An 11,823-nucleotide genomic window follows, 5' to 3' on the forward strand; every position below is an offset into this window, starting at 1 on the left:
TTTGATCGATGGTGTACACGTATCTTGTGTTCACTGGAGATCAAATGTGGGAGCGGGCTTGCTCGCGAAGGGGCCTTCGGATCCGCCCGCTATCACTTCAACGCCGGATCGCCCATGTTCATTTTCTTCCAGCCTTGCAGCAGCACCTGGGCTTTGGGTTCTTGCCCGTTGTCCAGGTAGTACTGGATCAGCGACAGCCGCGCAGTGCGATTGGCCGGCTGGACCTTTAACAACCGTTCCAGCTCTTCGCAGGCCTGGTCGATTTTGCCGCTGTCGTGCAGCGCCACGGCCAGGACGTAGCCGTATTGGGCGTTCTGCGGTTCCAGTTGCGCGGCTTTGTGCAGGGCGGTCATGGCTTGGTCCGATTTACCCGCACGCACCAGCGACAAGCCTTGGGTATGTTGCAGCAGCGCGGCGTTCGGGTGTTCCTTGAGGCTTTGCGCCAGCAGCGTTTGAGCTTCCTGGCCACGTCCGCTGGCTTCCAGCCATTGCACCAGGGTCACCAACGCCGGATAGAAGTCCGGGTCGCGCTTGAGGGCGGTGCGCAGCAGCGCTTCGACTTCACTGCTGCGACCGCTGGCCTGGTAGAGCATGGCCAGGTTGAGATTGGCTTCGGCGCGTTCGGCGAGGCTCTTCTGCACGGCTTCGTATTCGGCAATGGCCGCATTCCAGTTGTCCTGGGCGGCGCCCAAACCGGTGCGGGCCACGCTCAACAGATCCCGAGCGGCAGCGATGCGCACGGCCTTCACCGGATCGCTCAGCAACGGCGTCAACAACGGCGCACGCTGCGGTGGCGGCAGGAACGCGCTGATCGCCCGAACGGCGCTTTCACGCACGTGCGGTGCCGGGTGGCTCAAGTCCTTGGTCGCCAGTTTCAGTGCCTGTTCGCTGGGGTACATCGCCAGTTCCGCCAGCAGCGTTGCCCGTTGAATCGCTGGCAGGTTGCTGCGTTGCAGTTGCTCGTACAGGGCTTGTGCGGCGCCGGGCTGACCGTTGCGAATCAGCCACAGGCTTTCGTCATAGCGCGGCGCCTGTGCGGCGCTGGCATTGGCGGTGTTCCACAACTTGAATTGCTCGGTGACCTTGTCACCGGCCTTGCCCTGGTGACAGGTCAGGCAGGCGTCCGGCGTACCGAGTTTTTTCGCCCGCTCGGGGTTGGGAATACTGAAACTGTGGTCATGGCGGAAGTCATTGCCCATGTAGAACTTGCCGGGCATGTGGCAATCCACGCACTGCGAACCTGGCTGGCCCATGGCGTGGCGGGTGTGATCGATGGAATCATAATTTTTCGCTTGCAGGCCTTTGCCATCGACACCTTCGACGGCAGTTTTGCCGGCCGTGTTGTGGCATTGCAGGCAGACGCCATTACCCGACGCCTTCAACGCGGTGCTGTGCGGGTTGTGGCAGTTGCTGCAGCGCACGCCCTTGTCGAACATTTTGCTCTGGGCGAAGGAGCCGTGTTCGAACACTTCATCCTTGATTTTGCCGTCCAGCGCATACAACTCGCGGGTCAGGGCACTCGGCAGGTAGTCATCCATCAGACGTTTACCCGCGGTGTAACCATCACCCAACGGGGCGCGGCGGGAGTGGCAACGGGCACAGGTTTCGATTTCGACGGTGGCGTTCTTGTCCTTGAGGTCGACGACAAAACCGGCGTGGATCAGGTCAGTCTTTTTCGCCGTCCATTCCAGGTGATTGGACGCCGGGCCGTGACAGGCCTGACAGCCGACGCCGAGGCTGTTCCACTGACTGTCGAAGGTGTTTTTTACCGCATCAAAATTGCGCTTGAAGCCGGTGGTATGGCACTCGACGCACATGAAATTGGCGTTCTGGCTCGGCTTGCTCCAGTGCAGCGGGTCCTTGAAGTTCACGCCCTGGCCCGGATAGAGGTGAAACCAGCGCTGCTTCTCGGTATCCCAGGCCACGCCGAGGGCTTGCAAGCGACCGTCGCCGACCTCGATCAAATATTGCTGCAACGGTGCGATGCCGAAGGTATAGGCCACTTTGAAGTCTGCGTTCTTGCCGTCAATGCCGGGAGTGTTGACCCAGAATCCGTCATCCTTGCGCGAGAAACGGGTGGTCTCGTTTTCCGCTTTGAAGGTGACGTTGTTGAAGTCGCCGAGCAGGGTGTCGGCGCTGGCTTGCTGCATCGCCAATTGGTGATGCGAGCCCTGCCAATCCTTGACCTGTTCGCTGTGGCAGCCTTGGCATTGTTGCTCATCGACCATCTTCGCCGGCAGCGCGGCAACCGGTTGCGGTTTGACCGGCTGAACCACGGGCGCGCTGACCGGTGCATAGGTCACGGGGGCCGGGTTGCTGCTGAGCAGAAACCAGCCGATGCCCGCGACGGCCACCAGCAGAACGCCGATGATGACGGGAAACAGGTAGCGATTAATCAAGGTCGGTGGCGAACCAGGGTTTGGCTTTACAGCTTTATTGTTATGTTTCGGCATTGCGACTTCCGTAGTCCAGGTGCGTTTGCCGTCAGGCGCGCGTTCATGCGAGATGCAGCTTTGCCGGATGGCCGGCGTCTGTCAAATGACGGTTGTGGTCTCTGTGCAGCGTTAGATGAACATTGTGATTTTCAATACCAAAAAGCGCTGCATTGGCTATACCTGTACCACCCTCGCTTGTACCGTTATCGATCTACTTACAGGAGTTACAGCATGAAGCTAGCGTTAATGATGAGCACGGTGTGCATGGCCTCGATCGGATTGGTCGGCTGTGCCAGCAAAGTCGTTGAGCCGGACCAGTATTCGGGCTTTCTCAAGGACTACAGCCAGCTCAAGGAAGCCAAGTCGCCCTCGGGTGCCACGGTGATGCGCTGGGTCGATCCCAAGCTCGACGTCAGCAAATTCACCAGCGTCTACGTCGAACCGACCCAGCTTTATCCCAAGCCTCAACCGACGGTGAAAATCCCTCAGGCGACCCTCAACGGCATCACCGGTTACTACGATCAGGCGCTCAAGCGTGAAATTGGTAAATCCCTTCCACTGGCCGCAGGTCCTGGCCCCGGTGTGATCGTAGTGCGTGCGGCGATCACCGCGGTCAGCAGCAAAACCGAAGGCCTCAAGCCTTATGAAGTGATCCCGATTGCCCTGGTAGCGGCGGCGGTCAGCACGGCCAGTGGCATTCGCGATCAGGAAACCGACCTGTCGACTGAAGCGGTGTTTCTCGACGGCGGCAATAATCATGTGTTGGCCCAGGTCGTGCGCAAGGGCACCGGCAAACCGTTGGAAAACGACGCTCAGGTGATGAAGGCCGATGACGTCAAAGGCGTGATCGATGGTTGGGCGGCGGATTTGCATCAGTCGTATTTGAAGCTCAAATCCAAGTGATTTGTTGGGGCTGATGGCCTCTTCGCGGGCGAGCCTCGCTCCTACAGGTTTACGCGGTCCCTGTAGGAGCGAGGCTCGCCCGCGAAGGCGGTCTATCAGACGATGCATCACTCCCCGACAAACCACCGGTAATACGGATTCCCCCCATCCCCGCGCATCACCTCGCGAATATCCCTGGCCCAGGCATCACGGTCGCCGTCATAGGCATGCAGGCTCGCCCGATAGAACTGCATCAGGCGTTGCTGGTGCGCATTCATCCGCTCGTTGAAACCCGCATCGGCATTCACCAGCGCAGGCGCGATATGCAGGTCGAGCAGGGCCGGCAATACGCGGCTGATCTCCTTGGCCCGCACCCACGGCGCGTACTCGATACGCGGTTGATCATCGGTCACCGGTTGGGCGTCGGCGGCGAAACGTTCCAGCCCAGCGCGATCGGTCACCCAGGTCGCCAACAACGCCGCCGCTGAACCGATGCCCACGTCCTGCAAGGTGCTGCGAACGCTGTTCTGCTGAAAGCGTTGGCTGATTTTCGCCGCGTCCAGTTCGATCGGTTCAAGCGAGCCCACCAGCAGCATCTCGTGAAACTCGCTGGTCCAGAGCGTGGCGTAAGGGAAGACGTCGAGGAAGCTGCGCACCAGCGAGCGCGAGTCATCGATGTTCTGGGTCGGCAGCGGCAGCCACTGGGCGACCAGGCCTTTGTTCTCCAGGCGACTGGCGGCCAATTCGTAGAAGTCCCGGGAATACAGATTCACCACGCCAGCGGCGGAGGGCGGTGGTGGTTCAAGGGTGATCAGGTCATAACGCTGTGGGTTGCGCAGCAGCTCTTGACGTCCATCGCGCAGCCGCACATCGACCGCCGGATCGGTTGCGGCGTTGAAATTCCCCTTGAACAACGGCGCCGCTTTGACCACCGAGGGCAGCAACTCGGCGACGACGCGATGTTCCAGCCCCGGATAGCGCGTCAGCGCGCCGGCCGTGATGCCGGTGCCGAAGCCGATCACCAGCGCCGAGCGCGGTTCGCCGTTGTGGATCAGCAGCGGCAGCAGCGCCTGAATGCGCATGTAGCGCAGGGACGGCATGGCATCGCCGGTGTTGGACACGCCCTGGATGTACAAACGCTGGAATGCTTTCTGGCCCTTGCCTTGGGTGACCACGGCCACGGTGCCGCCGCGTCCTTCCTCGTAGAACGCCAGCGTCGCGTTGCGGGCGCCAGGGAGCAGGCTGGCGAGTTTGTCCACCGGGGTCAGCAGCGCGAGCGCCAGCGACAGCAGGCCGACCGCGACCACGCCCTGACGCCGGCCTTTCTTCACGCCATGGCCCTTGCGCACCGCGAAGTAACCAATCCCGGCAGCGATAATAGCCAACAATCCCAGCGTCCGAACCAGCCCCAACATCGGGATCAGCACAAACCCGCAGAGCATCACGCCGAGGATGCCGCCCAGGGTATTGAACGCCACCACCTCGCCGACATGACGCCCCACGTGGTCGCGGCCGACGCTCAGGCGCAGCGCCAGGGGGAACGCCGCGCCGAGCAGCAAGGTCGGTACGAACACGATGCTCAATGCGGCGACGGCAAACCGTGCGCTCATGCCCAGCAGTTCACTGGCGCCCAACGATAAGACCCAGGCTTCGGCGATACTTTGCGCGACGATCAGCCAGCGTCCGAGCAAAGCGATTTCCAGCAGCGCAATCAACCCCGCGCCGGCGATCAGCAAACCGAACACGCCCCAGGGATCGCGCAGGCGATCAACCCGACGGGCCAGCAAGGCACTGCCGAGAAACAGGCCGGTGAGGTACGTCGCCAGCACCACGGCAAAGGCGTAGGTGCGGGTGCTCATGAACTGCACGATGGACTGCGACCAGACCACTTCGTAACCGAGGGCCACGCCGCCCGCGATGGAATACAGCCACAGGGCCAAACGATCAGGTGTTTTGCTGGCAGGGTGTTTGACCGGGGCGTTTGCCGGCATCGAATGATGGCGTTGGAACCACACGGCGCCGGCGGCGGCCAGCAGGTTCAGCATCGCCGCCGCCAAGGCACTGCCGCGCACGCCGAGGGTGGCGATCAGCACGAACGCCGCGAGCAGCGTGCCGGCGATGGCCCCGGCGGTGTTGGCGGCGTAGAGCTGACCGCCAGCCTTGCCCAGGTGCTGTGGGTCGGCGGCCAATGAGCGAACCAGCACCGGCAACGTGCCGCCCATCAACAGCGCCGGGATGCCGACCAGGGCAAAGGGCAAGACCCAGGCCAGCGGGCCGATCTGTTGCTCCAGCCAGGCAAACGGGCTGGCCGCGAGGCTCATGGCGAAGGTCGCGCCGACGCCAAGCACGGCCACCAGCACTTCCAGCCCGGCATACAACAGGATCGGTCGCTGCAAGCGATCCGCCCAGCGTCCGAACAACAAGCCGCCCAAGGCCAGTCCGGCAAAAAACGCACTGATCCCGGTGGTGATGGCGTACACCTCGACGCCCACCACCAACGACAACTGCTTGATCCACAGCACCTGATACACCAGCGCCGCGGCGCCGGAGACGAACAGCAACAGGGCAGGGATCAACAGCGTCGGCGTGGCGACGTGGGGGGCGGGTATGGCCGACGACTTGCTGGCGACACGTGAGGACATTGCGGATTGCCTTGTTCCAGTGTGAAAAAACCTGCGACCGTAAGGACCCCTTCGCGAGCAGGCTCGCTCCCACATTTGAAATGCAGCCCCTGTGGGAGCGAGCCTGCTCGCGAAGCAGTCGACTCGGTCTCAAGCCAGAAATAAGGCCGCTCGCCGGTGAAGGCGAGCGGCGGTCGAGCGGTCTTACTGTGCAGGCTGGTTTTTCATTTTTTCAGCGATTTTTGCATCCACCGCAGCACGGATCTGGTCAATGCTGAAGCTCGCCGGTTTCTGGCTCGGCGGGTACTCGATGAACGTTTGCAGGAACTCCGCCGACTTGCCGACGGCTACCGCCGCCAGGTAGACGTTTTTGGTGTTCCAGTCATAAAACTGATCGGACACCACGTCGGCGCGCTCATACGGGTCCATCCGCAGGTTGAGGATTTTCGGCACTCGCAAGCACACGAACGGTTCACTCCAGACGCGGAAACCACCGGGTTGACGTTGCTCGCAGAACACCACTTTCCAGTTGTCGGAACGCATCGACACCAGCACGCCGTCATCGTTGAAGTAGTAGAACTCCTTGCGCTCGCCTTTAGGCTGTTGGCCGGTCAGGTACGGCAGTTGGTTGAAACCGTCCAAGTGCACTTTGAAGTTGTTGCCGCCGGACGTCGGCGCCCAGCCCTTGAGCAGCTTGTTTTTCACATCGGCATCGCCAGCCGCCGCGAGCAGGGTCGGGAACCAGTCCATGCCCGAGAACATCTCGTTGGAGACTTCACCGGCCTTGATCTTGCCCGGCCAGCGGACAATCGCCGGCACCCGGTAGGCGCCTTCCCAGTTGGAGTTCTTCTCGTTGCGGAACGGCGTGGTCGCCGCGTCCGGCCAGGAGAATTGGTTCGGGCCGTTGTCGGTGGTGTAGACGACGATGGTGTTGTCGGCGATTTTCAGGTCGTCGAGGGTTTTCAGCAGTTTGCCGACGTCGCCGTCATGCTCGAGCATGCCGTCCGCGTACTCGTTGCCGGGCATGCCGCTCTGGCCCTTCATCGACTCGCGAACGTGGGTGAACACGTGCATGCGGGTGGTGTTCATCCAGACGAAGAACGGTTTGTCCGCCTTGGCCTGTTTCTCGATGAACGCTTGCGCGGCAGCGGTGGTTTCGTCGTCGATGGTTTCCATGCGCTTGGTGGTCAGCGCGCCGGTGTCTTCGATCTTGCCGTCGGCGAAGCTGTGGATCACGCCGCGCGGGGTGTTGGCCTTGACGAACTCGGCATCGTCTTTTGGCCAGTACGGACGCTCGGGTTCTTCTTCGGCGTTGAGGTGGTACAGGTTGCCGAAGAACTCGTCGAAACCGTGGTTGGTCGGCAAGTATTCATCGCGGTCGCCGAGGTGGTTCTTGCCGAACTGGCCGGTCGCGTAGCCTTGGGATTTCAGCGCCTGGGCAATGGTGATATCGCGCTTTTGCAAGCCCACCGGAGCGCCGGGAATACCGACTTTCGACAGGCCGGTGCGCAGCGGCGTCTGGCCGGTAATGAAGGATGAACGCCCGGCGGTGCAGCTGTTCTCCGCGTAATAGTCGGTGAACATCATGCCTTCCTTGGCAATCCGGTCGATGTTTGGCGTCTTGTAGCCGACCACGCCCATCGAATAGGCGCTGATGTTGGTCTGGCCGATGTCATCGCCGAAGATCACCAGAATGTTGGGTTTTTCAGCGGCCCCGGCAGTTGCCGAAATCGCCATTACCGAGGCTGCCACCAGGGCGAATTTCGGTAACCACGTGCGTATGCGAGTCATCTGACTTGCTCCTTTTGCTTGCTAGAGTCGCTTTTGTGGCGACAAACGTTTTTTGCGGTCCTGCATGACGTCTTCTTAGTGCACTTGCTCTGCGGTGGGGGCATCGAAGGGATAGATCCGGCGCCAATCGGCGGCCATGTCCACGATCGTCCAGCCACGTGTTTTTGCTTCGTCCAGGGCCTTGTCCAGACGGCCGATCTGCGACTGTCGGTCGTAGGCCCATTCACGTTTGGCGTCGGTGTGATGCACCAGGCCCATGAGGCGTTTGCCCGGCCCGGCGGCGGTCCATTGCAGCATTTGCAAATCGCCGTCGGAGTTGCCGAACGCGAGGATCGGACGGCGTCCGATGACCGCATCGATGCTTTCCGGTTTGCCCGGGCCGTCGTCGTTATGCGCCAGTTTTGGGGTGCGCACGATCGAGGCTTTGCCGTCCTTGTACTGGAACGCGGTGACGAACGTGGTGCCGATCACTTGCTCCGGCGGGATGCCGTAGACCTTCTCGGCGAAGGCGCGCATGAACGCGGTGTCGCCACCGGAAACGATGTAGGTCTTGAAGTCCTGGCCGCGCAGGTAATCGAGCATTTCCAGCATCGGCTGGAAGATCATTTCGGTGTACGGCTTGCCGGTTTTCGGATGGCGGGCCTGGGTCAGCCAGGTCTTGGCGTAGTCGTCGAAGGCGTCGGTGGTCATGCCGGTGTGGGTCGCGCCAAAGATTTTCAGGATGCCGTCCATGCCGGTGGCGGCCAGCGCCTGGTGATCGTTTTCCAGAACGGCCTTGAACGGCTGGGTGGTTTGCCATTCCGGGTGTTGCGGCGCGGTGCGCTTGACCTCTTCCAGGGCGAACAGCAGCTCGAAGTACATCGGCTGCTCGCTCCACAAGGTGCCGTCATTGTCGAACACGGCGATGCGGTCCTCGGGTTTGACGAAATCCTTGTTACCTTGATCGGTGACCGTCTGGACGAACTCGATGATGTTCTTTTTCGCCGGGCCGTCGTTCCACGAGGGCAGCGGCTCGGCGGCGAGAGCCAGCAGCGGCAGGCTCAACGCCAGGGTCAACAACAGTTTTAGCCCGTGGCGTTGATGGCTCGGTGTCAGGTTCGTCATGGGAAATCCTTCTCGTGAGCGGGATTGAGTGGGCGCAGTGCCGGTGCGGCTGATTCTCTGTTGCTTTCGGTCTGACTATGCAGCGTAGCCAAGGATTGCTTGAGTTGGCGTAGCGCCTGATCTTCGGTTGGCTCGCGGCCGTAACACGCGCGCAACAGTGTTTGCAGGCGCGGGCCCAGATTGGTCAGTTTCAGGCCCTTGCGATGGCGCCGGGTCCACAGGTACAGGGCGCTCAATTGCGGCGGTTGGCTGTCGAGTTGCGAGGGGATCTGCTGCCAGGCGTAATCGGCGGATTCCAGCCACATGGCGTGGCGAGCGCGGCGCCGGGACTGCCAGCCAAGGTACGCACGCTGCATCACGGGGCGGGCAAACCAGGCGGCCAGCGCGACGATCAACAGCAATGCCACTACGCCAAACCCATGCCTGGAAAAATGCAGATGGCTTTGCTGGCCGAGTTTTTTCAGGTCGTCGGTGATCGAGAACACCGGTCGATAAGCACTGTTGGCCACGGCCTCGAACGTCACGGCCGGGACTCGCGCGGTACGGGTTTGCTCGCTGCTGGTGTCCCACCATTTCAACTCGATCGGCGGCAGGCTGTAATGACCTTGGGTGTCGATGCGGTAGGTCACAGTGTCGAGGCGTTGACCGCCGTTGAAGTGGCCACGACCGTCATCCAGATTGCTCACTTGCGGGCTTTTCGGGTAACGGCTGAGGCCGGCGACGTCCGCCAGTGACGGCGTCGGCAATGACATCGCCAGTGCACCGTCGGCCTGCAATGTCAGTTGCCGGGTGATGCTGTCGCCGACTTTCAGCGGGGTGGCCGAGTCGAGGACTGTTTGGCTGAAACGCAGCCCTTGTGCCACCAGCACAGGCTCACCCGGTTTGAACCCCGGCGGTTGCGCCGCCTCGAAGTGCAGCGGCGGGCTCTGGGCGCTCAACTCGGCGCTGGCCTGGCCGGGTGTGGCGCGCACGGTCAGCGGCGGGATGTCGAAGCCACGGGCCAGGTTCGGGGTGATCCGGTAGCGGTAGCGCATGCCGTTGAAGGCTTTGCCGTCGAGCGTCTGGTTCAGGTGCTCGGCGTGGCCATCGGGCGGCATGACCAGCGCGCCGGGCAGCTTGAGGTCGGGCAGGGTGGGGGCGCTGGTGAACCAGCTGTCGGTGAGGATGTCGAGTTGCAGTTCGACCATGCCGCCGACCATGGGTGGGGTGGTGGGTTGCAGGTTGGCCTGGACCCTCAGTTCGGGTTCGGCGGCCAGGGCGCCTGTGGTGATCAGGCAAAGGAGCAAGGTGCCGAGTTTTTTGGTGGATGATCTGGCGCTTTCGCGAGCAAGCCCGCTCCCACAGGAGATTTGCGGCGCACACAGATCCAGTCTGGGAGCGAGCCTGCTCGCGATGGCCGCGACTGGGTTCATGGCTTGCCCCCCACCTGATCCTGCAAGCTGAATTTCTGCTTCAAGAACTTCGCCGGGGAGGTGGTCAGATTCTGTAGCCACTGTTCATCCGACGCCGCCTGTTCAGTCTCTACAGGTTTGCTCTGGCCCTTGCCCGGCGCCTTGTCCATTTTGATCTCGTCAGGCTTGACCTCGGGCGCGTTCTGCGCGGCGCTGTCGGTGTCTTTCTGCAAGGCAATCGCCAGCGCCAGATTGGCCGTGGCCTCAGGGAACTGCGGCTGCAAATTCAACGCTTGGGTGTACGCCGCGATGGCCTCGTCGAACTTGAAACGCCGCACGTAGATATTGCCCAGATAAAAATAAGCCTGGGGTGTTTGCAAACGCGCGAAGCTGGCCAGTGCCAGGTCGAAGTCCGCCGCGTTATAGGCGGCAATGCCTTTCCAGTACGGGTCAACGAAATGCGCGGCCGCCAGAGGGAAGTGCTCATGTTCGAAGGCCCAGCGACCTTGCTGGTCGGGGGTGAAAAAGGCGTCGGTCAGCGCATTGGCTTCGGCCGGCGCCGGTTGCCATCCGATGCCGAGCGCCAACAGCCATCCGGCCATCCAGTTCAGGCTCCAACCCTTGCGCACGCTGAAGAAAGCAATCAGCAGCAACGGCCAGCACAGCCAATAACCCGCATCCTTCCAGTGCAGCTCGCGCTGCTCATCGCTGGTCGCCTGGAAATGCTGCTGGGCGTGCAATTCGATCCAGTCCAGGTCATCGTTATTGAGCGTCAAACTGCCCAACGGCGCATCGAGCTTTGATCCAAGCTGCTTGAGGGCCGCTTGATCGAAACGGCCGAGCGCCGGACGACCGTTGCTGTCGGTGCGCGGTTGGCCGTTGGCATCGTGGAGGATGCCGCCGTCCTCGCTGCCGACGGCCAGGATAATGACTTGCAGTGCGCTGCCGTCCAATAACTTGTCGAGACCATCCAGCTGCGAGGCGTCGGCACCGTCGGTGAGCAGCAGTAGAGTGCCCGGGGTTTTCTCGGCGGCCAGCAGGCGTTTGGCTTGCTCGATCACGGCGCCGACGTCTTTCCCCGGTTTGCCGATCAGGTCAGTGCTCAGGGCCTGGATGAAGGTGTCGAGCAGCGCTGGATCGTCGGTCGCTGGCAGCACCAGATGGGCGCTGCCGGCATAGGCGATCAGCGCGTTACGGGCCCCGGCGCGACGCTGGATCAGGTCGTGGAGCTTGTGTTTCGCCGCTTCCAGTCGAGTGGGCTGCACGTCGGTGGCGTCCATGGACGGCGACAGGTCAATGGCAATGATCAGCGGCGCACGGTTTTCCAGGAAGTCCGGGCGGTCCTGTTCCCAGGTCGGCCCGGCCGCAGCAACAGCGCCCAGTATCAACAGGGCACAGACCAGATGCACCGGCCGCAGCCGCTGTTGATCCTCTGGTGTAACCAGCAAATGCGCCAGCAAGTGCTCGGCGATGTTGCTGCGCAGGCGTCGTTGCAGGTCGCGACTGCGGCGCCAAAGCATCGGCAGCAGGGCGCCGAACGGCACCAGTAATAACCAGAGCGGGCGCAGGAAATGCAAGTCGCTGAGGTTGATGTCCATC

Annotated in this window: 7 protein-coding genes; 1 reads left to right on the plus strand and 6 read right to left on the minus strand. The window is 61.9% G+C overall.

Features of this window, described 5'->3' with window-relative positions; all coding sequences use genetic code 11:
• Positions 1-92: 92 nt before the first annotated feature.
• Positions 93-2,453, minus strand: coding sequence for a tetratricopeptide repeat protein (locus ACIPL2_RS00955; protein WP_401352041.1), 2,361 nt, complete (start codon positions 2,451-2,453; stop codon positions 93-95).
• A gap of 213 nt (positions 2,454-2,666) precedes the next feature.
• On the opposite strand from ACIPL2_RS00955, the gene ACIPL2_RS00960 reads away from it, so the two are divergent.
• A complete protein-coding gene (locus tag ACIPL2_RS00960; protein ID WP_401352043.1) occupies positions 2,667-3,338 on the plus strand; it encodes a DUF3313 domain-containing protein in 672 nt (223 codons plus the stop codon).
• A 107-nt stretch (positions 3,339-3,445) separates the two neighbouring features.
• On the opposite strand, the gene ACIPL2_RS00965 is transcribed toward ACIPL2_RS00960, so the two are convergent.
• The 5 genes from ACIPL2_RS00965 to ACIPL2_RS00985 form a co-directional block, all read right to left on the minus strand.
• A complete protein-coding gene (locus ACIPL2_RS00965) occupies positions 3,446-5,959 on the minus strand; it encodes a fused MFS/spermidine synthase (RefSeq protein ID WP_401352046.1) in 2,514 nt (837 codons plus the stop codon).
• Positions 5,960-6,142: 183 nt separating this feature from the next.
• The gene (locus ACIPL2_RS00970) at positions 6,143-7,729 is read right to left on the minus strand and encodes an arylsulfatase (RefSeq protein ID WP_401352049.1); all 1,587 of its coding nucleotides are present in this window, start codon (positions 7,727-7,729) and stop codon (positions 6,143-6,145) included.
• A gap of 75 nt (positions 7,730-7,804) precedes the next feature.
• Entirely contained in the window at positions 7,805-8,833 is a 1,029-nt protein-coding gene (locus tag ACIPL2_RS00975; RefSeq protein WP_401352052.1) for an HAD family hydrolase, read from the minus strand.
• Positions 8,830-10,245, minus strand: a complete 1,416-nt coding sequence (locus ACIPL2_RS00980; protein ID WP_401352055.1) for a hypothetical protein — start codon at positions 10,243-10,245, stop codon at positions 8,830-8,832. Before ACIPL2_RS00980 ends, ACIPL2_RS00975 begins: the two co-directional genes overlap by 4 nt.
• Positions 10,242-11,822, minus strand: coding sequence for a VWA domain-containing protein (locus tag ACIPL2_RS00985; RefSeq protein WP_401352057.1), 1,581 nt, complete (start codon positions 11,820-11,822; stop codon positions 10,242-10,244). Before ACIPL2_RS00985 ends, ACIPL2_RS00980 begins: the two co-directional genes overlap by 4 nt.
• Position 11,823 lies beyond the last annotated feature (1 nt).

The organism is Pseudomonas sp. NPDC086251, assembly GCF_044746405.1.
GTDB lineage: Bacteria > Pseudomonadota > Gammaproteobacteria > Pseudomonadales > Pseudomonadaceae > Aquipseudomonas.